Raw genomic sequence first — 21079 nt, 5'->3', positions numbered from 1 at the left:
AGAATGGCTCCAAACCTAGCCTCTGGCATGCCAGATGCCAAGAGGATTCTTGCGTTCCATGAAGCAGTTAAGGGGCATGTAGCCGCCGCTTCATGCCCCCAACATCCAGTTCCCTGGCACCTAATCTCAGCTCTTGCCCATGCAGTCTTCAATGTAGAACCAGCGGTCGTCGCCGGCGAGGCCCTTGGCTTTCACGTCCTTGCGGCATTCCTTGAGCTTGGACTTGTTGGCGCTCCACTTGGCCTTCATGTCCTTCAGCTTCTGGGCGGTCAGCTTGAGCTTGCCGGGCTTGGCCTCGGCGGCCGCTTGTGCCGGCGCTGCAGGCGCCGTCGCCGTCTGGGCTGAAGCGGAATGAAGTGCGCCGGCGACAACGAGCATGGCGGCGACACAAACGAGTTTGCGAACCATCGAAAATCCCCCGGATGTTCTTTTTCAATCGATCGAGAAAAGCGAAACCGCGAGACGCGCGCGCATGACGCACACCCCGCGGCAATTTCACAGAGGGTCAGAAGATCTTGACCGCGCTCTCCAACGTCTTCCATACGCCCCAGGCAAGGGGAACGCCGACGAAGGCCCAGAACAGCGCGGCCTTGGCATCCAGCCCGCCTGTGCCGATGCCGAACGAGCCGTGCTGGATCGCTGCTTCGCTCTTGGCGGTTGCGGCCTGGAGCTTGGCAACCTCCGCCTCGCTCATGTTCCACTTCGGATCGACCGGCTTGATCAGATAGTTGCAGATCAGGCCCGCGATCAGCATCGCGCACAGGATGTACATGGTGGTGTTGTAGAGCTGATCGCGCGGCACGCCTGCGGCGAGCTGGAATTCGCGGATGTAGTTCACCACCACCGGACCGATGATGCCGGCGGTCGACCATGCCGTCAGCAGCCGGCCGTGGATGGCGCCCACGAACTGGGTGCCGAACATGTCGGCGAGATAGGCCGGCACGGTGGCGAAGCCGCCGCCATACATCGACAGGATGATGCCGAAGCCGAGAACGAACAGCAGCTTCGAGCCCATCGCCGCAAACGTAGGCGCCAGCGCGTAGAGCACGATGCCGAGCAGGAAGAACGTGTAGTAGGTGTTCTTGCGGCCCATATAGTCTGACAGCGATGCCCAGAAGAACCGGCCGCCGATGTTGAACAGCGACAACAGACCGGCAAAGCCCGCGGCGATCGCCGCGATCGCGGTCTTCTGCTCAACCGAGAGCTGGCTGAAGGTCAGCTCGGGCAAGCCGATCAATTTGCCAGCGAAGATCTCCTGGAGCATCGGCGAGGCCATGCCGATCACGCCGATACCGGCCGACACGTTCAAGCACAGCACCCACCAGATCAACCAGAACTGCGGAGTCTTGTGCGCATTGTTCAGATGCACGTGATGCTCGGAGATCATCGATTTCTTTTCGCTCGGCGGCGTCCAGCCTTCCGGCTGCCAGCCGCTCAGCGTGACGCGATAGGCGAAGGCGCCGATCATCATGAAAACGAAGTAGATGACGCCCATCGTGAGGAACGTCTCCCAGACGCCGACCGAGGTGGACGTCTTGAAATAGTTGATCAGCAGGTTTGCCAGTGGCGCGCCGATCATGGCGCCGCCGCCAAAGCCCATGATCGCCATGCCGGTCGCCATGCCACGGCGGTCCGGAAACCATTTGATCAGGGTCGATACCGGTGAGATGTAGCCGAGACCCAGACCGACGCCGCCGATCACGCCGCAGCCGAGCCACATGATCCAGAGCTGGTGCACGTATACGCCGAAGGCGCCGATCAGAAGACCACCGCCCCAGCAGCAGGCGGCGACGACGCCCGCCTTGCGCGGACCGGCGCGCTCGAGCCAGCCGCCCCAGATTGCCGCGGAGACGCCGAGCAGCACGAAGAACAGCGTGTACATCCAGCCCAAGCTCGCGACCTTCCAGTCGCACGTCGTGGTGAAGAGTTCCTGCCACAGCGTGATATCCGCGCACGCCTTGCTCTGGGTGATGCCGATGGCGCGCGACAGCGGCAGCCAGAACACCGAGAAGCCGTAGGCCATGCCGATGCAGAGATGGATGCAGAGCGCGGCAGGCGGCACCAGCCAGCGATTGAAGCCGGCCTTCGCGACCGTATGCTCGCGATCGAGAATTCCCGCGCCAGCGCCCGAAAGTCTCCCAGCGCTTTCAACTGTAGCCATACAAATCCTCCCCTGCAGCCGCCCTTCTGAGCGCCTGCTGTTGCGATCCCGTTCCTCAGCCCGCGCGCCTCAGCTTGCTGATTGCTCCGCAAGTCATCCCAGAGATGCGCCAGGATCACGAGCGCACACGAAATGTCTAACCCCTTTGAGGGAGTTTTTATGCCGGACACCGACAGGCGATGTCCCTCCGCCCATCGAACCACGCGCAATCAATGCGGATAGCACAACTTGTGTGCCCATGCGGAGAGCCAATTGCCGGCGTGGCGATGCCGATAGACGAAAGTCGATAGTCGCAATCTAAGAGTGCAGTGCGTCATTCGCGCTTTCTATCGAGCCATTCGTCTTTTCTATCAAAAACACAATGCGCGCCTCGGTGCGCTCGGTGATCTCGACCTTGTCGCCTGTCTCGCGAACAAGGTTGGGGATGTCGATCACCGACAGGGGATCAGTGCAGTACACCTCGAGCTGGTCGCCAGCATTCAACGGCTTCAGCGCCTTGCGCGTCTTCAAGGCCGGCAACGGGCATTTCAGCCCCGTAAGATCGAGAGTCGTTCTGGTCATAGCGGCACCATGGCGAGGCGGGTCGGGAGCGTCAATGCACGACGCTCAGATCAGGTTGGCGTAGGATAGAAATCCGATGCTCTGTCCGGGCTCGACCCGCGTAATCACCTCACCGAGCTCGACCAGCCCGTCAGTCTCGACCAATGATGACAACAGCCCGGCACCCTCGCGTGGAAACTTGATCGCCTCGAGCGTGCCGTCTTCGGCCTTGCGCAAGGAGACGCGGACGTATTCGCGGCGGCCCTCCTTCTTCTTGTAGGTGAAGGCGGCGCGCACCGGAATCGGCAGAAGCGGCTCCGGCAGGCCGCCGGCGAGCGCCAGCACCGTCGGTCGCACCACATGGACGAAGGTGACGAAGCTCGCGACGGGATTGCCGGGCAAGCCGATCAGCGGCGTGCCGCCGATGATGCCCATGGCGACCGGGCGGCCCGGCTTGATCGCCATCCGCCACAGCACCAGGGTGCCGATGCTCTCGACCGCGGCCTTGACGTGATCCTCCTCGCCAGTCGACACGCCGCCGGTGGTGAGGATCAGGTCATGCTGGCCTGCGACCTGCTTCAGACCATCCGCGAGCAAGGCTTGCTCGTCGCGCAAGATACCGAGATCGCTGACATCGCAGCCGAGCCGGCGCAGCATCGCCATCAGCATGAAACGGTTGGAGTCGAAGAGCTGCGAGGGGGCGCGCGCATCGCCCGGCGAGACCAGCTCGTCGCCAGTCGAGAACACCGCGACGCGGATGCGCCTGACGACGTCGAGCGCGGTCAGGCCGAAGGCGGCGGCGAGCGCGACATGTTGTGGCCGCAAGCGCTGGCCGGCACGAAAGGCGACGTGACCTTGCGGAATGTCCTCGCCGGCGGGCCGAACGTTCGCGCCTCCCTTCAGCCCAGGCGGCAGAATGATCTTGCCGCTCTCATCAACACGCACGTCCTCCTGCATGAAGACGGTCTCGGCCCCCTTCGGCATCGGCGCGCCGGTGAAGATGCGTGCGGTATGGCGGGGCTTGATTGGATGATCGGCGGCACTACCGGCCGCGATACGGCCGTCGAGCGGAAACGCTTCTTCGTTCGCTTGCGGCAGGTCCGCATTGCGCACTGCGTAGCCGTCAACCGCGGAGTTGGTGAACGGCGGCAGCGGCAGCGGCGCGGCGATGTCGCGTGCGAGCACCCGCCCGTCGGCATCGACCAGCGCCACGGTCTCGATGTCGGCGATCGCGTTGACGCGGGCCGCGATCAGGCTGACGGCGTCGTCGACCGACATCATCGGCCCACCGAAGGCAAAGCAATCGTCGGACAGTTGCGCCATGATGCCTCGTCAGCGCGCAAGCGCGCTCTTCGCCATCGCCTCGTCGGCCGTCATCGCGGAGCGCAAGACAAGCGCGGCTACGGCCGGGATATCATCGAGATGGACCGTCGGCAGCCTGGTTTCAACCGTAACGTCGGCCGCAATCCCGACAATGCCGGGATCGTCGGGAAACAGCAGCGGCTTGCCGTTGGCAGCGCGGTACACCTCGATCTTGCGATGCGGCTCCCGCTTGAAACCCTCGACCACGACGAGGTCGACCGCCGACAGCTTTGCGAGCAGTTCCGGCAACCGCGGCTCGGCCGCCCCCCGCAGCTCATGCATCAGCGCCCAGCGATTTGCCGAGGACACCAGCACCTCGGCCGCACCCGCCTCGCGATGGCGCCAGGAATCCTTGCCCGGCACGTCGACGTCGAAATGATGATGGGCGTGCTTGATCACGGAGACGCGCAGGCCTTGCGCGTTGAAATGTGGAATCAGCCGCGTCAACAAAGTGGTCTTGCCCGCTCCGCTCCATCCCGCAAGGCCGATGATTTTCATCACAACTCGATCTCCGCCAGCCGTATCACGCGGCTGGAACCGCCATCTCCGTCATTGCGAGCGGAGGCATTTCCTTCATTCCCTCACATGCTTATATCGGCCTGAGCCGAATGTCATGCTAACGTCGCACCCATGATGAAGATCGACAAAGCCCCGGTCCCCCTGATCGTCCCCAACCCGGACGATCCGCGCCTGACGCAGAGCGTCGTCGGCGTCGACCAGGCCGGCGCGAGGGTCGAGACCAAGGTGCCGATGGAGCGGCCGTTGACGCTCTATCTCAACGCCCAGGAGATCGTCACGATGATGACGATCGGCGACTATCCGGAGTATCTGGCGCTCGGCTATCTCCTCAACCAGAATATGCTGAAATACAGCGACGTCGTCACCGAGGTCGAATATGACGACGACCTCCAGGTCGTCGTGGTGCGCACCTCGCACCACACCAATTTCGAGGCCAAGCTGAAGAAGCGCACCCAGACCTCCGGCTGCGCGCAGGGTACCGCGTTCGGCGACCTCCTCGAAGCGGTGGAAAGCGTGGCGCTGCCGAAGGCCGAGCTGCGCACCTCCTGGCTCTACCAGATGACGCAGACCATCAACACCATGCCCTCGCTCTATCTCGAGGCCGGTGCGATCCATGGCTGCGTGCTGTGCAAGGAGGGCACGCCGCTCTGCTACACCGAGGATGTCGGCCGCCACAACGCCGTCGACAAGATCGCGGGCTGGATGTACCGCCACAATGTCGAGGCCGGCGACAAGATTCTCTACACCACGGGCCGGCTCACCTCGGAGATGGTGATCAAGACGGTGCGGATGGGCATCCCCATCCTGGTGTCCCGCTCGGGGTTCACCGCCTGGGGTGTCGATCTCGCCCGCCAGGTCGGGCTGACGCTGATCGGACGCACGCGCGGCAAGCGCTTCATTGCGCTCGCAGGCGAGCAGCGCATCGTCTACGACCAGAACCTCGCTTATGTCGAGGAAGAGTCGGCCAAGCACAAGCGCAAGGGTGAAGGTGGTGACGACTGAAACTCCGCCGACCTTGGGCGTGCTGCTCGCCGGCGGCCTGGCGCGGCGCATGGGCGGCGGCGACAAGCCGATGCGCACGATCGGCGGCCGCACCATCCTGGAGCGCGTGATCGCGCGGCTGAAGCCGCAATGTGACGGGCTGATCCTCAACGCCAATGGCGAGCCTTCGCGGTTTTCCGCGTTCGGCTTGACCGTCGTTGCCGATGACGTGCCGGGCTATCCCGGACCGCTCGCCGGCATTCTCGCCGCGCTCGATTGGACCGCGGCGAACCGGCCCGGCATCGAATGGGTGCTCAGCGCCGCCGGCGACTGCCCGTTCCTGCCGCGCGACCTCGTCGCACGCCTGCACGCGGCTCGCGCGGCAGAGAATGCACAGCTCGCCGTTGCCGCTTCCGGCGATCAGTCGCATCCGGTGATCGGATTGTGGCGCGTTGCCTTGCGCGACGAATTGCGCCAAGCCCTCGTCGTCGAAGATGTCAGGAAGATCGACCGCTGGACCGCGCGCTTTCCGCTCGCCACGGTGACATGGCCGGTTCAGCCGCTCGATCCGTTCTTCAATGCCAACACGGTCGAGGACATCGCGGAAGCCGAGCGCCTGGCCGCGCTGGACGAGCATTCGGCTCAGTAAAATCGTGCCTTCCTTTAGAAGAGCTAAGTCTTGGGGAATTCCGTCAACAATTGCGCCCACACCACCGCAAAGGCGATCAGGCCACACAGGCCGAAAAGGGTGGTGAAGCGCGGCAGCCGGCCGATCGCGACGAGCAGCCAGGCCGGCAGGAAGAACACCCCGAAAATCATGCCGAGCGGGAAGACCGCGAGCCATTGGAAACCGCTGCCGTCACCCATCGGGACGTGCGCGATGGCGTAGAAGGTGTAGAGCCAGAACAGCGTGCCGGCAGCCGCGATGATAGCGGCGATCTTGCGGAAATTGAGCTGGGACGACAGGGGCATGGGCTGATCCTCGCCACATTAGTCGTGGTCGCAAGGCGGCAAGTTCACGGCGCCTTGACCGCCCTGAACCGCCTCGGGCCGGGCTGCGACCAACGAGCGTTCAATAGCTTTACCGGTTAACGGCGATGATCGAGGCGGTCTGGGGCTTTCTGGTTTTCCTTGTCCGTGCGGTCAACTTCGCGCTCGATATCGCGTGCTTCATCGCCGACGCGAGATACCTTGCGCGGCTGGCCACGGGCGCCGAAAAGCTCGTCGAAGTCCCACCGGATCCCAGGCCGCTCGCACCCGATGCACAGCGCGCGCTTGCCGAAGCAGAAGAGCGCGAACGCATGCGCGAAAAGGCCACTCAGGCCGCGAGCGGCACGGTCCAGGCGTCGTAGCCATAGACCCAACCGGTATCAGTTCGCTCCTTTAGCCAAATGTTGGCGCGCGAGGTCTCCTGCACCCGCGTGGTCCGCTCCTTGCGGGTCGCCTCGAAGCGGCGAAACGCGTTTGCCACGCCCTCCCGCGCGACACTGTCCAAACAGCGCGAGAGCACGGCGGCATCCTCGATCGCCATCGCCGCACCCTGCGCCATATAGGGCGTCATCGGATGGCAGGCGTCGCCGAGCAGCGTGACCTTGCCGTCCGACCAGCGCTCGAGCGCGTCGCGATCCATGATCGCCCATTTGTGCACGTCGGGGCATGCGGCAAGCACCTGCGCGACCTGCGGATGAAAGCCTTCGAACGATGCGCGCAAATCCCGCACGTCGCCCTTCGCCGACCAGGACTCGATGCGGAAATCCGGCTCCGGCTGGCTGGTGACGAGATAGACTTCGCTGCGATCCGGCTTGACGTAATAGATGACGATGTGACGGTCCTCGCCCCACCATTTGGTGCAGTCGTCGATCTCTTCGCCGCCGAGCAATGACGCGGGATAGGTGGTGCGATAGGCGATACGGCCGGTGAACCTGACCTGCGCCGTGTCGAACAGAATGTCGCGCACGAGCGAATGCACGCCGTCCGCGCCGACCACGGCATCGGCGATAGCGCTCGTGCCATTCGCAAACGTGAGCCTCACGCCTTCGGCGCTCTCATCGAGGCCGGCCAGCTTGTGGTTGAGCCTGATACATTCGGCGGGAACGGCGCTGGCGAGCGCCGCATGCAGATCGCCACGATGGGCAAGCAGATAGGGCGCGCCGAACTTCTGCTCGGCGCTCTCGCCGAAGATCATGTCGAACTTGACGTCGCCGCTCCGCCAGTCGCGGTTGTTCCAGGAGCGCGGATAAAAGGCGTGATCGCGCATCCGCGTCTCGAGCCCGAGCGCGCGCAACACCTTCATTGCGTTGCAGCCGATTTGGATGCCGGCGCCGATCCGGGCAAATTGCGACGCCTGCTCGTAGACCATGACGTCGATGCCGACGCGCCGCAGCGCAGCGGCGGTGGCAAGCCCACCCATCCCGGCACCCACGATCGCAACCGAAAGCGGCTTTGCCATCGCGTCCCCACCCCTGTCATCGCGCAGCTCGACGGCCCGCGTCGTTATCTTAGGCTCAGGCTGGCCGGAATCCGGCCCGCGCCAGCGCCGCACGGCTCTCGTCCGAGGCAAGCGCATCCAGAAAGGCCTGCACCGCCGGACGCTGCTTGCGCACGCTCACCAGCGCGAAATCATAATGCTCTTCGCTGAGCGGAATGAAACCGAGGCTGGACGCATGGGCGACCGGCGCGATGGTCATGCCCCAGTCGGCGCGACGCTGCGCCACCGCGGCGGCCACCGCATTGTGCGAGCGCGGCTGATTCCAATAGCCTTCCGGTCGCGCGCCGCCGAGCAGGCGGTCGATCAGGATGCGCGTGCCGGCGCCCTGGTTGCGATTGACCATGATACAGGCTGGATCGGCGAGCGCGGCGGCGACGGCATCCTTCGCTGACAAGCCGTCGAAACGCCTGTCGCCTTTGCGGAACACGATGCCTTGCATGCGCCGCCAGCCTGGCACGAGCTCGAGCCCCTCAGCTAGGTAAGGCGTGTTGTAGGTCTCGGTCTTGTCGTCGAACAGATGGATCGGCGCCAGATCGCACTCGCCGCGCCGCGCCGCCGCCAATCCGCCGAGACTGCCCACCGCGATCGAGCGCACGCTGAGGCCAGCGCGCGCGAGCGGCGCGGTGACGAGATCGAGCCCGGTGCAATGGCTGCCGATGATGACGAGATCGGGCACGCGCACATGCGGCGTGAACAGCGTCACCTCGGCCTCGCTGCCGGCCGGCATCTGGTCGGCGAGCGCATCGATGCGCAGGAATCCGTCGGCTTGCGCGAAGGACGTGATCGCGCCGGAGCCTTTGCCCGAGGGGTAAGCGATCAGTCCGTCCTTGCCATCGACCAGCGAGACCATCACGAACTCGGTGCGGCCGAGCTCGGAGGCAATCCGCACGGGCACCTTCGCACTCACTTTGGCATCCGCGCGCGGCGGAAGGCCCGCCATCTGCCGTAGCACCGGCACGATCATGTCGTGAAAGGTGAACATCGCCGAGGTCGGAAAGCCCGGCAAAATCACCACCGGCTTGCCGTCGCAGGCCGCAAGGCACAACGGCTTGCCGGGCTTGAGCGCGACGCCATGGGCGATGATGCCGGGCTGGCCGAGGCGGCCGATGATGCGATGGGACACGTCGCCCGCGCCTTTCGACGTACCGCCCGACAGCACCAGCATGTCGGCTTCCGCGAGCGCCTTGCGCATCGCGGCCTCGAGCTGGGTCTCGTTATCAGGAATGGCGCCGATGAAATGCGCCGCGCCGCCGTTCTCGTCGATTGCAGCAGTGACGATCGCGCCATTGGTGTCGTAGATCGCAGCGGGCGCGAGCGCCTCGCCGGGCTGCACCAACTCGTCGCCGGTCGAGATAACCGCAACGCGCGGCTTGCGCACGACCTTGACCTCGGCGATGCCACAGGCGGCGAGCATCCCGATCTCGCGCGAACCGATGATCGTGCCACCGCGCAGCAGAGCTTCGCCGCGCGCGATGTCCGAGCCGGCATAGGACACGAACTGGCCCGGCGAAGCCGCGCGGCGGACGTCGATCGCGCCGATCCCCGCCGGCTGGGTGTGCTCGACCATGACCACCGCATCGGCGCCGCGTGGCAGAGGGCCGCCGGTCGCGATTGGCGTCGCAGTGCCCGAGGCGACCTGAAGGGCCGGCGCGGTGCCGCAGGCGATGATCTCGCCATTCAGGGCGAGACGCACGGGCGCAGCCTCGCTCGCCGCGGCAAGATCCGCAGCGCGGACGGCAAAGCCATCGACGTTGGAGCGGTCGAAGGGCGGCACGTCGATCGGCGCAAAGATGTCTTCGGCGAGCGCGCTTCCGAGCGCAGCCGCAAGCGCGCGCGTCTCGCTCGGCCGCGCGCGGGGGAACAACGCGGCTTCAAAGCGCGCCAGCGCCTCCTCGCGGGAGAGTATCTTGAGGAACTGCTCCTGATCGACCGAACTGCGGTCGGTCGGTTGCGGAATCCTGTTCATGCCGGAACCCATATCATTCCCGCATCAGATAGGCATCGACCGGCGCGCCCGCCGCAAAGCCTTCACTGTCGCCGGGAACGAGCAGCCATGCGTCGGCGCGGGCGATCGCCTGCAAGGACAGCTCACCGACCGCAAGCGGCAGCCAGGCGTCTTGTTCCTCGGCCAGCAGCGCGATCTCCGCCATGCCGACGTTTGATGCGATCTTGCGGGCGAGCTGCAAGCTGGCGGATTTGCGCAAGGCCCGCATCGACAGATGATCCAGCACCGGACAGACCAGCATGAGCCAAACCGCAAATGCCTGATCCGGCGCGCCCGGCAGCGCGATGACGGGAACTGATCCGATTCTTCCGATCGCCGCCGTACGTCCCGGCTGCACCGCAATCCCGTGAGCCAGGACCTCTCCGCAATCGGCTAGCGCGGTGACGGCGGCATCGCGGCGACCGACGCCGGTGCCGCCGACGGTCAGCAGCAGGTCGCAAGCGGTGATATCGAGCGCGTTCGCAATCGACGCCGCATCGCGCGCGCTAGCCTCCGCCGCAGTCACCTCCGCGCCGGCCGCGCGAGCCTGATCGGCGATGAGCTGAGCAGCCGCGGTGCCACCGGGCATGTTGATGACGCGCAGCCGCGGGCGGCGGACGCTCAGAGTCTCCAGTTCTACAGTTCGCGCCAGCAGAAGCTCGGTCGTGCGAACAGGCCGGCCCCCGGCAACGATCGAGGTGCCGTCGGCCGTGTCGCAGCCCCTCCGCCGAACGCCCTGCCCGGGAGAACCTTCGGTGAGTACTTCCGTGATCGGCCCCGCAGTATCGACCGCGTCAGCATCGAGCATGCAGTCGCATCCCTCTGGGATCGCGTCGCCGGCCTCGACCCAAATCGGAGGCGCAGCCAAAGGCAACGGCGAGTAGGAGGACGCGCCGACGAGATCGCTGGCGCACAACGCCCAGCCGTCCGCGGCAGCGGTATCGTGTGGCGGATAAGCGCCAAGCGGCGGCATTCCTGCTGCGACGCAGCCGAGCGCCTCGGCGAGCGGCAGATCGACCGGCGCAACCGGCCGAACACCGCGCAGCAGCGCGGCGAGCGCGAGATCGAGCGGGGTGAGCGACGGCGGCAGGCGCTGGGTCATCCCTCAGATGGACCACGCAGCGCTCGGTTTGGCAACTCGCCTATTCCGGCTACTTGCTAGTCAGGCTTCCTGGCGGCATCCGGAAAGAACAGCTGCTGGCCGTCGATCTTGTAGCCGGCGATTGCGGCCTGGCCCTCGGGAGAAATCAGCCAGTCGACGAAAGTCTGCCCCAACTCTTTCTTCACCGACGGATACTTTTCCGGATTCACCAGCATCACGCCATATTGGTTGAACAGCCGCTTGTCGCCCTCGACGACGATGTCGAGATCGCCGCGGTTCTTGAACGCGATCCAGGTGCCGCGATCGGAGAGCACATAGGCATTCATCGCGCTCGCGGTGTTGAGCGCAGCGCCCATGCCTTGCCCGATCTCGCGATACCAGGCGCCCTTGGCACCTGCGATGTCGATGCCGGCGACGATCCAGAGCGCAAGCTCGGCGGCATGGGTGCCGGAGCGGTCGCCGCGCGAGACGAACGGTGCGCCCTTGGCCTCGATCGCCTTCAGCGCGGTCACGATGTCCTTGCCCTTGATGCCGGCGAGATCGCTCTTCGGTCCGATCAGCACGAAGTCGTTGTACATCACGTCGAAACGCTTCACGCCAAATCCGTCGGCGACGAATCTCTCCTCCTGCGGTTTTGCGTGCACGAACACGACATCGGCATCACCGCGGCGTGCGGTGTCGAGCGCCTGGCCGGTGCCTTGCGCGATCACCTTCACGTCGATGCCGGTCTTGGCCTTGAACATCGGCAGGAGATAACCGAACAGGCCGGAGTCTTGCGTCGACGTCGTCGAGGCCACGACGATCGAGCGATCCTCGGCCGACGAAGTCGAACTGACCAAGGCGATGCCCAGCAGCATCGCGAGCGGAAGGAACGGGCGGCGAGAGGCCATCGGAAAACTCCACTTCAAATCACGAGATCGCCGCGCAGGAAGGCCTGCGCCTCCGGCGTCGACGGATGGTCCAGGAATTCGCTCGCCCGCGCGCGCTCGCACAGCGTCCCGCGCGCAAGGAAGACCACCTCGCCCGCAAGCCGCCGCACCTGGCCGAGATCGTGCGAGGCCATCACGATCTTGATGCCGGATTGCGCCGCGCTCGTGACGATCTCTTCAACCGCGCGCGTCGCGGCGGGATCGAGATTGGCGGTCGGCTCGTCCAGCAGCAGAAGCTCGGGATCGCGCGCAAGCGCCCGGGCCAGCGCCAGCCGCTGCTGCTCGCCGCCGGAGAGGAGCCGCGCCGGACGGCGCGCGAGATCGGCAAGGCCGACCCGCTCCAGCAGCGCTACCGCGCGCCCGGTCCGGTGCGCGTGCGGCACACCGGCCTGCGCCAGGGCGTAGGTGACGTTGGCCGAAGCCGTGCGCCGCAACATCACCGGGCGCTGGAACACGAAGGCGCGGCGCGTCGGCGCCGGATCGCTGCGGCCACCCCAACTGATGCGGCCACCCGTCGGCGCCAAAAGTCCCATGCACAGCCGCAGCAGGCTGGTCTTGCCGGAGCCGTTGGGACCGATCAGCAGTGTCGGCGCGCCCGGCGTGATCGTGAGGCTGATGCGATCGAGGATCGTGGCCGCGCCCCTCTGGAGCGAGACGTCCTCGAGCACCACTGGAAGATCGCTGATCGGCGCCCGCATGGTCACCCCGTCACCCGTTGCGACCAGACGCGCGTCCCCCAGGCGGCCGCGTTGATGGCGAGCACGATGACGATCAGGATCGCACCGAGGCCCATTGCCAGCGGCAGATTGCCCTTGGACGTCTCCAGCGCCACGGTAGTCGTCATGGTGCGGGTAAAGCCGTCGATATTGCCGCCGACGATCATGACCGCGCCGACTTCCGCGGCAGCGCGGCCAAAGCCGGCCAGCAGCGCCGTCAGCAGGCTGAAGCGCGCGTCCCACAACAATGTCGTCATGCGGCCGACCGCGCCGACATTCATGGCGCGAAGCTCGTCGCGATACTCGACCCAGAGGTCCTCCACCGTTTGCCGGGTCAGCGCGGCGATGATCGGCACGATCAGCACCGTCTGCGCGATCACCATCGCCGCCGGCGTGAAGAGGATGCCGAGTTCGCCGAGCGGCCCCGCGCGCGACAGCAGCAGATAGAGCGCAAGCCCGACCACTACCGGCGGCAGGCCCATCATGGCGTTGAGCAGCACCACCAGGACCGCGCGCCCCCGGAAATGTGTCAGCGCCAGTAACGCGCCGAGCGGCATGCCGATTGCTGACGCCAGCGCGACCGCCGCAAGGCTCACACCAAGTGAGAGCCGTACGATCGCCAGCAACGCAGGATCGCCGCTGACGATGAGTTGCAAAGCACTGAGATGATCGGGCATGGTTCCCATAAGATGACATTGAACTGCAAAAATTCCGGCCTGCGTCAATTGCCAAAAGGCGAACAAAGATATGCATAGGAATGCAGAATGGAATTCCTGACGACGAGTGAGGCGGCGGACTACCTCCGGCTGGGGGAGCGCAAGCTTTATGAGCTCGTCACCAATGGGGCGATCCCCTGTAGCAAGGTGACCGGGAAGTGGTTGTTCCCGCGCCATGAGCTCGATTTATGGGTGCTGTCGGGCCTGGCGCGCCCGGCCGGCTTGCGGGCGACCGAGCCGCCGCCGATCGTCGGCGGCAGCCAGGACAGCCTGCTGGAATGGAGCCTGCGGGAATCCGGCTCCGGGCTCGCCTCGCTCAACGAAGGCACGGGACGGGGACTGGAACGGTTGCAGCGCGACGAGGTGATGGCGGCGGCACTGCATTTCCACAGCCTCGATGGCTCGGACAATCTCGCCAGCGACGCCAATGCCGCGGCCGTGCGCGCCGCGCCGGACCTGCATGATGCCGTGCTGGTGGGCCTGGTGCGCCGCGAGCAGGGCCTCCTGGTGCCGCCGGGCAACCCGAAGCGGCTGCGCAGCCTGCCGGACGTGCTCGCGCTCGGGGCCCGGATGGCGCTGCGACAAGAGGGCGCAGGCGCGCAGATGCTGCTCGACGTGCTGCTCAAGCGTGCCGGTGCCTCCTTTCGGGATCTGCGCAGGCTGGATGCGCCGAACCTCACCGGACCCGACCTCGCCGCCACCATCCGCGCCGGCCATGCCGATTGCGGCGTCGCAACACGCGGAGCCGCCAAGTCGGCCGGGCTCGATTTCGTCCCGCTTGTCTGGGAGAATTTTGATCTCGCCATGCGGCAGCGCAGCTATTTCCGCCCGCCGATGCAGGCGCTGATCCGGTTCCTCAGCGAGAAGAGGCTGCGCCAGCATGCGGAGGAGCTGACCGGCTACGATCCCTCGCCGGCCGGCCAGATCCGCTTCGCCGCCTGAGCAGCGTTGACGCCCGGCCCCAAATAGTTGCAAAAGAAACCAATTCAGCCGGGCCATACCCGGCCGCGATCAAGGGAACAGCGGCCAACGAGCCGCGTGAGGGAGGAATAGCGTGACTCCAGGCAGAACAGGACTGTCCGTCGTGGCCGCGATCGCGGCCGTGACGCTGCTGTCGGGCACAGCCTCGGCGCAGGTGTCCGACGACGTCGTCAAGATCGGCGTGCTCACCGACATGAACGGCCCGGCCTCGACGCCGACAGGCCAGGGCTCGGTGACGGCGGCGCAGATGGCGATCGACGATTTCGGTGGCACCGTGCTCGGCAAGCCGATCAGCGTGGTGGTCGGCGACCACCAGCTCAAGCCCGATATCGGCGGCGCGATCGCGCGGCGCTGGTACGACGTCGACCAGGTCGACCTCATCGTCGACGTGCCGGTGTCGGCGGTGGGACTGGCGGTGCAGAATATCGCCAACGAGAAGAAGAAGCTGTTCATCGCCCATTCGACCGGCACGGCCGACTTCCACGGCAAGTTCTGCTCGCCCTATGCGATCCAGTGGGTGTTCGACACCCGCGCGCTAGCGGTCGGCACCGCACAGGCCGTGATCAAGCGCGGCGGCGACAGCTGGTTCTTCATCACCGACGACTACGCCTTCGGCCATTCGTTGGAGCGCGATGCCTCGGCGGTCGTGACGGCCAGTGGCGGCAAGGTGCTGGGCTCGGTGCGGCCGCCCTTAGCGACGCCTGACCTGTCCTCCTTCGTGCTCCAGGCGCAGGCCTCGAAGGCCAAGATCATCGGCATTGCCGCAGGCCCCCCGAACAACATGAACGAGATCAAGACCGGCGCCGAGTTCGGCGTGTTCAAGGGCGGCCAGCAGATGGCGGCGCTGCTCGCGCTGATCACGGACATCCACGGCCTCGGCCTTCAGGCCGCGCAGGGGCTGTTGCTGACGACCTCGTTCTATTGGGACATGGACGACAAGACCCGCGACTGGGCAAAGCGCTATTTCGCCAAGATGAACCGGATGCCGACGATGTGGCAGGCCGGCGTCTATTCGTCCGTGATGCACTATCTCAACGCCATCAAGGAGACCGGCACCGACGATCCGCTCAAGGTCGCAGCCAAGATGCGGGAAAAGCCGATCGAGGATTTCTTCGCCCGCAACGGCCGCTTACGCGATGACAATCTGATGGTGCACGACCTCTGGCTGGTGCAGGTCAAGTCACCCGAGGAAAGCAAATATCCCTGGGACTATTACAAGATCCTCGCGACGATCTCCGGCGATCAGGCGTTCGGCCCGCCCGATCCGGCGTGCGCGATGGTGAAGAAGTGACGGCGTAGCAGTCATTCCGGGGCGATGCGAAGCATCGAGCCCGGAATCTCGAGATCCCGGGTTCGCGCTTCGGGCGCCCCGGGATGACCGTCGCCTTGAGCGACGGTCATTTCACCACGCCGATCTCGCGGAAATATTTCATCACGCCGGGATGAATCAATTCCGGCCTCAGTGCGGCCGCGACGGTGTTCGCGGCCGTGGTCTCGCAGGCCTGCGCGAGCTTCTTGCAGAACCCGGCCTCGACGCCGTGCAGCGTCTTCGCCAAGCGATACGCGACATCGTCGGGCAGGTCCTCGCGCGTGAGCACGAAGCTCCAGGAGCCGAGCGAGGCGATCGGCTCGGTCTGCTTCGGATAGGAGCCGGCCGGCACCGTCAGCGGCTTCAGAAAGGAATGCTTTGCGCGGATGCGCGCGATCTCATCAGTATCGGGCGCAATGAAACGCGCGCCGGATGCGCTCGATGCGACCACGGCGAAGCCGGGCCAGCCGATGCCGGCGCCCCAGAGCGCAGCGACGCGGCCGTCTTCGACCATCGCGGGGCCGTCGCCGGCGCGGTCGAGATAGATCGCCTTGAAGTCCTCGTCCTGTTTGAGGCCGAGGCCGTCGAGCATGTAGCGCGCGAGAATTGGCAGGCCCGAGCCCTTCGCGCCGAACGCCACGGGCTGGCCGACGAGATCGCGGATGGTTTTGTAGGGGCTGTCCGCCCGCACCACGAACATGCCGGGATTGGAATAGATCGCCGTGAGAATTTTCAGCGCTACCTTCGCGCGGCCGATGCCGGCGAAGGCCTCGTAGGCCGGCTCGCCGGCGACGAGGGCGAGATCGAGCTCGCCCTTCTCCAGCAGCGGAATGTTCTCGTTGCTGCCCTTGGTGTTGCGCGGGGCGATCGCGAGCGCGGGATCGGCCGCGTTCATCACCTCCGCGAACGCATTGCCATAGAGCGGGAAGCCGCCGCCAGGCGTCGCGGTGCCGAGGCTGATTGTCATTTTCGAAATGGCCTTGTCTCCATCCTCTCGGTTTTGCGCCGAGGCTGCGCCTGCAAACAGCGCCATGCCCAGCATGATCAGCGAATGAAGTTTCATGAGGGCTCCTCGGCACACTGCGTCAACACTAGACTAGCGACGATGTAGGCAGCGACACGAATTTATGGAAGCATGGCGGCAACGACAATAAAGCAATGGGAGGCGTCATGTTGGGTGTTTTGCGTCGCGGTCTTTTCAGACTTGCCTTTCTTTCCGCCCTCGCCGGCGTTTCACCCCCCGCCTCCGCCGCCGACTACCCGAATCGCCCCGTGCACTGGCTGATCGGCTTTGCCGCCGGCGGCCCCGTCGACATCGTGGCGCGGATCATGGCGCAGTGGTTGTCGGATCGTTTCGGCCAGCAGTTCATCGTCGAGAACCGTACCGGAAGCGGCGGCAACATCGCGGCCGCCGCCGCGATCAACTCTGCGCCCGACGGCTATACGCTGCTGTTCGTCGCGCCCAACAACGCGATCTCGACCTCGCTGTACAAGAAGCTGCCGTTCGACTTCCTGCGCGACACGACGCCGGTTGCGAGCATCATGCAGCTCACCAACATGCTGGTCGTCAGCAACGCGATGCCGGTGAAGACCGTCCAGGAGTTCATCGACTACTGCAAGGCCAATCCCGGCCAGATCTCCTATGCGTCCTCCGGCAACGGCACCTCGGTGCACATGTCGGCGGAGCTGTTCAAGACGATGACCAAATGCGACATGGTGCATGTGCCCTATCGGGGATCTGCGATCGCCTTCCCCGACATCATCTCCAACAAGGTGCAGCTGATCTTCGACAACCTGCCCTCCGCGCTGGAGCAGGCGCGCGGCGGCAATGTCCGCGCGCTCGGCGTCACCTCGCCACTACGCTGGCCGAGCGTGCCCGCCATCGCCGAGACGGTGCCGGGATTCGAATCGGTCGGCTTCTACGGCATCTCGGCACCCAAGGGCACGCCAGCGGAGATCGTCGATCTCCTCAACAAGGCCGTCGGCGAGGCGCTGAAGGACCCCAAGCTGGTGGCGCGGCTCGCCGAGACCGGCGGCATCCCCAGGCCAATGACGCCTGCCGAGTTCGGCAAGCTGGTCACCGACGAGACCGAGAAATGGCGCAAGGTGGTGGAGTTTGCGGGAGTGTCGGTGGACTAGCGGGGGCGGCATTGCAACGCCACGGCGGGGCTCGGCTACTGTCGAAACCCGCGCCTGTCGCGCCCCGATCAAAAATGTCGAAAACAACCCCATGCAAAGTAGCCAAGGGGCCAGCGCGACGGTATGCGCTTTTTCCGAAATCAATTGACGCGTCGGACAAATCACCGGCACAATTGTATGATCGGGCTCGTTTCGGCAGATTGCCCAATCCACACCCCTCCAGCGGCGGCGCCGCCACGCGGCACGAGCGGGGTCGGCATTGCACCCCAGGCTCAAGCCTTGTAAACGAACCGCGCACCGTTGCCGGCCGCACTTGTCGCGGCCGTCTTGCGGCGGGGCCTGTAGCTCAATGGTTAGAGCCGGCCGCTCATAACGGTCTGGTTGCAGGTTCGAGTCCTGCCGGGCCCACCATTCGGCAGCACTCCTGTTGATTTTGCATGCGTTTTTGGACTCATTCCCCCACCTGTACAAAAGGTGGGGGAATAGCTGTTCACGTTCTAGGCCCTCTCGTTTCCGTGCGCACGCCGCGCCGCGTGCAGAGACCGCTGGTGCGTTCGGCACGGTTTCGTTTCAACCCACCAGCGGCCCGCGCTGGGCGAGCACTGGACACGAATCGCCTATGCTGCCCCCATGGAAGAACAGCCCTACCTGCCCGGGAGGAAGCAAAGCCACGCGATTGAGCGAGGACAGTTCGTGCTCGATCTTTACCGGCTTCTTTGCATCGTCTCGTCATCTCGCGACGTGGCGAGCCACGGCCTCACCTCGCCAGCCATCGCAATGATGCAGGCAGGCTTCTTCAAGGCCGAGGTGACACGGATTTTGATCTCTTGTGCGGTCGGCTTGCGAATCCGGTTCGATCAATCGCTGGGCGGCCCAACAGACGACCAGAGATCAGATTGCGGGAAACTGTTTCCAAACTGGGCGACCGACCCGGACAAGGTCGAGGCACTCACCCTGCGCGAGGCCTGCAACAAGATCATTCACGCAACAGACATCCGGTTTGACGTTGTGGCCCCGGGTTCAACCACAAACCGGATTCATGAAGCAGGCGCTTACTACCAACCGCACCTCTACCTGTATGGAAGCAAGGGGCGCGAGGACTGGCGCGCCGAGTTATCGTTGACCGACTTTGCGCGATGGGGTGCGGTGGCGTTCAAATGGCTCGCCACTGATCGGTAATGACGACCTACCCGCAACAGATGAGAAATTGGCAATCATGACGGAGGCAATTCGCAATCCGCGCAGCTCGACACTGACGTTATCTTCATAGACACGGAAGTCTTTGTTCGGGAGAAATTCGATTGGAATTCAAATTCCTTTACTCGCCTAAAGGAACTCGTCAAGACCGGACATCTCCATGTGCTGACCACGAGCATCACGAAAAATGAAGTCATGCGCAAGCACCGAGAAGCGCTCGACAACGCAGCAAAATCCGTAAAAAAGCATGAAATCATACTCGGACAGCTAGGAGCCTCGACAGCGTCAGAGGCACTTAACGCGCCGAGCGCAGTGACCGAGCTAGAGGTGCTGTTTCAGCAATTTCTAACGGACATCAAGGCGCGCGAGGTCCCCCTTCATGCGAATCTTGATCGCCTCTTCGAAGACTACTTTGCGCAGACTCCACCATTCAGCGGGGGTAAGAAGTCCGAATTCCCCGATGCCATCGTTCTATCGTCGTTGCGCAATTGGTGTTCGCAGTCTCGCAAAATTATATACGCCGTTTCTGGTGATCCGGACTTCAAAATAGCTTGCGACGAAGGGGGACACTTACTTCACGTAGAGCGACTCGGCGACGTAATTTCTATGGCAACGGTTACCAAACAGGTTCATGACGACCTGCTGAAGTTTGTGACCGACAGTGAATATCTTGCGTCTCGCCTCTTGGAAGAATTAAAGGGATGCGATGTCAAATTCGGAAGATTATACCGAGTAGACGACATTGACGATGTATCTGGAACCGTTAGCGACGCCACGGACCTTAATATCGTCCACCTAAATGTCATTTCGCGAAAAGAGAACGTATTTAGTTGCGAGATCGAAGCTGAGGTTCACCTTCAAATCGACCTTACAATCGAAGTGGCCAGGCAGTACGGCCTATACGAAGAGGAATACGTGCCCAGTCGAACTATTTATGAGACCGATTCAGTGTGGCACTATTTTTATCCCCAAGTTGAGATCAGATTTGACCCGGTGAATCCAGATGATGCAGAGATCGAGTCCATTGATTTCTCTTCGACGATTGAGGTCGATGCGACTGATCTCGATACGCTTCGACATGTGCATCGTCGACTTTGAAGTCTCGCGATCTGCAAGGAACAAGGATTGATGACTGTTCGCAGGCATCAAGTTTGCTGCAATCCTCAATGCCCCCGCTTGCTGTGGGGGAGCGCATTACCGAGCCGCCATTGAGTCTGGATGAGTTCTTCGCCGCGCTTTGGGCGGAGACGGAGAAATCCCCGAAGATTGTTTCCGAAGAGGTTGCTGCGGCGCAGTCGTGGCAAGCTTGTCGGTCACGGCGAGATGCCATCATTGCCGAGCGAGGGCGGCTGTATGAAGCCTCGAAACGACTGGTCGCTCGCGAGATGGTGAAAATAAGTCCCACAACGACGCTGGAGGACTATGTCAAACGTCGCGATGCGCGCAAGGGAGAGTTAGAGGAAGCCCGGCTGCACTGGTGGCGGACCGTCGATGAGATGTGGCCAGTCCCCCCGACCGAGCTGGAGCAAATCATGAGCAAGGTCCGGTGGGGGTGGTGGGTGGCAATTATCGCCGCACTCTCCTTTTTTCGGATTACGGTGACACCCATTAGCCGGTCGGTCGTCAAGGGCGCAGCGCATTTTTTTTGGCAGCGCTAGCTGCCAATTTCTTCATTCGTCGCTTTCAGCTGCGGTGCTCGAACCGCACCCGTTTCTTCGATTGATGGCTGCGTCCGTATCGCGGATCGCGCCAGACACCCATCGGGATCAAGCATCGGGCCCAAAATGAGGCCTGCGCCCTGGCGGCATGGCCGCCCCAGAAGAACGTTGGTACCGCCCCGTATCCAAAAGAGTTTCACAGAACCGTGGCTGCCGGCGAGCCGGCGCCAATCTCCGGATGGCTTACGGTTCGGGCGATCCGCTGTCACCGCGGCTGGTGACGGCGATCCGGCGTCC

The 21079-nt window shown here is 64.1% G+C and carries 22 protein-coding genes and 1 tRNA gene; 10 read left to right on the top strand and 13 right to left on the bottom strand.

Annotation, left to right across the window (positions count from 1 at the left end):
* Positions 1–126: 126 nt before the first annotated feature.
* The 5 genes from Q2941_RS15025 to mobB all read right to left on the bottom strand — a co-directional run bounded on the left by Q2941_RS15025 (position 127) and on the right by mobB (position 4561).
* Entirely contained in the window at positions 127–408 is a 282-nt protein-coding gene (locus Q2941_RS15025; RefSeq protein WP_254108176.1) for a hypothetical protein, read from the bottom strand.
* A gap of 97 nt (positions 409–505) precedes the next feature.
* Entirely contained in the window at positions 506–2161 is a 1656-nt protein-coding gene (locus Q2941_RS15020) for an OFA family MFS transporter (RefSeq protein ID WP_458192930.1), read from the bottom strand.
* A gap of 297 nt (positions 2162–2458) precedes the next feature.
* The gene (locus Q2941_RS15015; protein WP_458192929.1) at positions 2459–2722 is read right to left on the bottom strand and encodes a sulfurtransferase TusA family protein; all 264 of its coding nucleotides are present in this window, start codon (positions 2720–2722) and stop codon (positions 2459–2461) included.
* 45 nt (positions 2723–2767) lie between these two features.
* On the bottom strand, positions 2768–4024 hold the full coding sequence (locus tag Q2941_RS15010; protein ID WP_458192928.1) for a molybdopterin molybdotransferase MoeA: 1257 nt from the start codon (positions 4022–4024) through the stop codon (positions 2768–2770).
* A gap of 9 nt (positions 4025–4033) precedes the next feature.
* Entirely contained in the window at positions 4034–4561 is a 528-nt protein-coding gene (mobB, locus tag Q2941_RS15005) for a molybdopterin-guanine dinucleotide biosynthesis protein B (RefSeq protein ID WP_027524929.1), read from the bottom strand.
* Positions 4562–4693: 132 nt separating this feature from the next.
* Between mobB and Q2941_RS15000 the strand changes: the two genes are divergently transcribed.
* Together Q2941_RS15000 and mobA are read left to right on the top strand one after the other, a co-directional pair.
* Positions 4694–5584, top strand: a complete 891-nt coding sequence (locus Q2941_RS15000) for a formate dehydrogenase accessory sulfurtransferase FdhD (RefSeq protein ID WP_254108179.1) — start codon at positions 4694–4696, stop codon at positions 5582–5584.
* Positions 5529–6212: a molybdenum cofactor guanylyltransferase MobA gene (gene mobA / locus Q2941_RS14995; protein WP_458192927.1), complete on the top strand. Its 684-nt coding sequence runs from the start codon at positions 5529–5531 to the stop codon at positions 6210–6212. Before Q2941_RS15000 ends, mobA begins: the two co-directional genes overlap by 56 nt.
* 23 nt (positions 6213–6235) lie before the next feature.
* Here the strand turns inward: mobA and Q2941_RS14990 are convergent, their stop codons facing one another.
* Entirely contained in the window at positions 6236–6535 is a 300-nt protein-coding gene (locus Q2941_RS14990) for a hypothetical protein (protein ID WP_458192926.1), read from the bottom strand.
* 125 nt (positions 6536–6660) lie between these two features.
* On the opposite strand from Q2941_RS14990, the gene Q2941_RS14985 reads away from it, so the two are divergent.
* Positions 6661–6915, top strand: coding sequence for a hypothetical protein (locus tag Q2941_RS14985; protein WP_051389901.1), 255 nt, complete (start codon positions 6661–6663; stop codon positions 6913–6915).
* On the opposite strand, the gene Q2941_RS14980 is transcribed toward Q2941_RS14985, so the two are convergent.
* Genes Q2941_RS14980 through Q2941_RS14955 form a run of 6 tightly spaced genes read right to left on the bottom strand, consistent with a single transcriptional unit; the run spans position 6882 to position 13459 of the window.
* Entirely contained in the window at positions 6882–8012 is a 1131-nt protein-coding gene (locus tag Q2941_RS14980) for an FAD-dependent monooxygenase (RefSeq protein WP_458192925.1), read from the bottom strand. The two genes, Q2941_RS14985 and Q2941_RS14980, sit on opposite strands and share 34 nt — an antisense overlap.
* Before the next feature lie 55 nt (positions 8013–8067).
* Positions 8068–10017, bottom strand: coding sequence for a molybdopterin biosynthesis protein (locus tag Q2941_RS14975; RefSeq protein ID WP_458192924.1), 1950 nt, complete (start codon positions 10015–10017; stop codon positions 8068–8070).
* 13 nt (positions 10018–10030) lie between these two features.
* A complete protein-coding gene (locus tag Q2941_RS14970) occupies positions 10031–11137 on the bottom strand; it encodes a molybdopterin-binding protein (protein ID WP_458192923.1) in 1107 nt (368 codons plus the stop codon).
* A gap of 56 nt (positions 11138–11193) precedes the next feature.
* On the bottom strand, positions 11194–12027 hold the full coding sequence (locus tag Q2941_RS14965) for an ABC transporter substrate-binding protein (RefSeq protein WP_458192922.1): 834 nt from the start codon (positions 12025–12027) through the stop codon (positions 11194–11196).
* 14 nt (positions 12028–12041) lie between these two features.
* A complete protein-coding gene (locus Q2941_RS14960) occupies positions 12042–12764 on the bottom strand; it encodes an ATP-binding cassette domain-containing protein (RefSeq protein WP_458192921.1) in 723 nt (240 codons plus the stop codon).
* Between the two features lie 2 nt (positions 12765–12766).
* Positions 12767–13459, bottom strand: a complete 693-nt coding sequence (locus Q2941_RS14955; protein ID WP_254108187.1) for an ABC transporter permease — start codon at positions 13457–13459, stop codon at positions 12767–12769.
* Positions 13460–13546: 87 nt separating this feature from the next.
* Here Q2941_RS14955 and Q2941_RS14950 point away from each other — a divergent pair, with 87 nt between their 5' ends.
* Positions 13547–14440 carry a substrate-binding domain-containing protein gene (locus tag Q2941_RS14950; RefSeq protein WP_458192920.1) on the top strand — a complete coding sequence of 298 codons (894 nt, stop codon included), beginning with the start codon at positions 13547–13549 and terminating at the stop codon, positions 14438–14440.
* A 112-nt stretch (positions 14441–14552) separates the two neighbouring features.
* The gene (locus tag Q2941_RS14945) at positions 14553–15770 is read left to right on the top strand and encodes an ABC transporter substrate-binding protein (RefSeq protein WP_458192919.1); all 1218 of its coding nucleotides are present in this window, start codon (positions 14553–14555) and stop codon (positions 15768–15770) included.
* Positions 15771–15876: 106 nt separating this feature from the next.
* Here Q2941_RS14945 and Q2941_RS14940 read toward each other — a convergent pair whose 3' ends face one another.
* Positions 15877–16851, bottom strand: coding sequence for a TAXI family TRAP transporter solute-binding subunit (locus Q2941_RS14940; RefSeq protein ID WP_458192918.1), 975 nt, complete (start codon positions 16849–16851; stop codon positions 15877–15879).
* Positions 16852–16958: 107 nt separating this feature from the next.
* On the opposite strand from Q2941_RS14940, the gene Q2941_RS14935 reads away from it, so the two are divergent.
* The 5 genes from Q2941_RS14935 (at position 16959) to Q2941_RS14915 (ending at position 20782) form a co-directional block, all read left to right on the top strand.
* The gene (locus Q2941_RS14935) at positions 16959–17927 is read left to right on the top strand and encodes a Bug family tripartite tricarboxylate transporter substrate binding protein (protein ID WP_458192917.1); all 969 of its coding nucleotides are present in this window, start codon (positions 16959–16961) and stop codon (positions 17925–17927) included.
* Positions 17928–18262: 335 nt separating this feature from the next.
* Positions 18263–18338, top strand: a tRNA-Ile gene (locus Q2941_RS14930).
* 219 nt (positions 18339–18557) lie between these two features.
* Positions 18558–19106, top strand: a complete 549-nt coding sequence (locus tag Q2941_RS14925) for a hypothetical protein (RefSeq protein ID WP_458192916.1) — start codon at positions 18558–18560, stop codon at positions 19104–19106.
* Positions 19107–19133: 27 nt separating this feature from the next.
* The gene (locus tag Q2941_RS14920) at positions 19134–20222 is read left to right on the top strand and encodes a PIN domain-containing protein (RefSeq protein ID WP_458193005.1); all 1089 of its coding nucleotides are present in this window, start codon (positions 19134–19136) and stop codon (positions 20220–20222) included.
* Positions 20219–20782: a hypothetical protein gene (locus tag Q2941_RS14915; RefSeq protein WP_458192915.1), complete on the top strand. Its 564-nt coding sequence runs from the start codon at positions 20219–20221 to the stop codon at positions 20780–20782. The genes Q2941_RS14920 and Q2941_RS14915 overlap by 4 nt, the downstream gene beginning before the upstream one ends.
* Positions 20783–21079 lie beyond the last annotated feature (297 nt).

It is taken from the genome of Bradyrhizobium sp. UFLA05-153 (assembly GCF_054185185.1).
This window is presented reverse-complemented; position numbering and strand designations above follow the sequence as displayed.

Bases quoted from the DNA above. Each gene is read 5' to 3' on its own strand.
- Q2941_RS15025 (WP_254108176.1), bottom strand. From the start codon at position 408: ATGGTTCGCAAACTCGTTTGTGTCGCCGCCATGCTCGTTGTCGCCGGC.
- Q2941_RS15020 (WP_458192930.1), bottom strand. From the start codon at position 2,161: ATGGCTACAGTTGAAAGCGCTGGGAGACTTTCGGGCGCTGGCGCGGGA.
- Q2941_RS15015 (WP_458192929.1), bottom strand. From the start codon at position 2,722: ATGACCAGAACGACTCTCGATCTTACGGGGCTGAAATGCCCGTTGCCG.
- Q2941_RS15010 (WP_458192928.1), bottom strand. From the start codon at position 4,024: ATGGCGCAACTGTCCGACGATTGCTTTGCCTTCGGTGGGCCGATGATG.
- mobB (WP_027524929.1), bottom strand. From the start codon at position 4,561: ATGAAAATCATCGGCCTTGCGGGATGGAGCGGAGCGGGCAAGACCACT.
- Q2941_RS15000 (WP_254108179.1), top strand. From the start codon at position 4,694: ATGATGAAGATCGACAAAGCCCCGGTCCCCCTGATCGTCCCCAACCCG.
- mobA (WP_458192927.1), top strand. From the start codon at position 5,529: ATGTCGAGGAAGAGTCGGCCAAGCACAAGCGCAAGGGTGAAGGTGGTG.
- Q2941_RS14990 (WP_458192926.1), bottom strand. From the start codon at position 6,535: ATGCCCCTGTCGTCCCAGCTCAATTTCCGCAAGATCGCCGCTATCATC.
- Q2941_RS14985 (WP_051389901.1), top strand. From the start codon at position 6,661: ATGATCGAGGCGGTCTGGGGCTTTCTGGTTTTCCTTGTCCGTGCGGTC.
- Q2941_RS14980 (WP_458192925.1), bottom strand. From the start codon at position 8,012: ATGGCAAAGCCGCTTTCGGTTGCGATCGTGGGTGCCGGGATGGGTGGG.
- Q2941_RS14975 (WP_458192924.1), bottom strand. From the start codon at position 10,017: ATGAACAGGATTCCGCAACCGACCGACCGCAGTTCGGTCGATCAGGAG.
- Q2941_RS14970 (WP_458192923.1), bottom strand. From the start codon at position 11,137: ATGACCCAGCGCCTGCCGCCGTCGCTCACCCCGCTCGATCTCGCGCTC.
- Q2941_RS14965 (WP_458192922.1), bottom strand. From the start codon at position 12,027: ATGGCCTCTCGCCGCCCGTTCCTTCCGCTCGCGATGCTGCTGGGCATC.
- Q2941_RS14960 (WP_458192921.1), bottom strand. From the start codon at position 12,764: ATGCGGGCGCCGATCAGCGATCTTCCAGTGGTGCTCGAGGACGTCTCG.
- Q2941_RS14955 (WP_254108187.1), bottom strand. From the start codon at position 13,459: ATGCCCGATCATCTCAGTGCTTTGCAACTCATCGTCAGCGGCGATCCT.
- Q2941_RS14950 (WP_458192920.1), top strand. From the start codon at position 13,547: ATGGAATTCCTGACGACGAGTGAGGCGGCGGACTACCTCCGGCTGGGG.
- Q2941_RS14940 (WP_458192918.1), bottom strand. From the start codon at position 16,851: ATGAAACTTCATTCGCTGATCATGCTGGGCATGGCGCTGTTTGCAGGC.
- Q2941_RS14935 (WP_458192917.1), top strand. From the start codon at position 16,959: ATGTTGGGTGTTTTGCGTCGCGGTCTTTTCAGACTTGCCTTTCTTTCC.
- Q2941_RS14925 (WP_458192916.1), top strand. From the start codon at position 18,558: ATGGAAGAACAGCCCTACCTGCCCGGGAGGAAGCAAAGCCACGCGATT.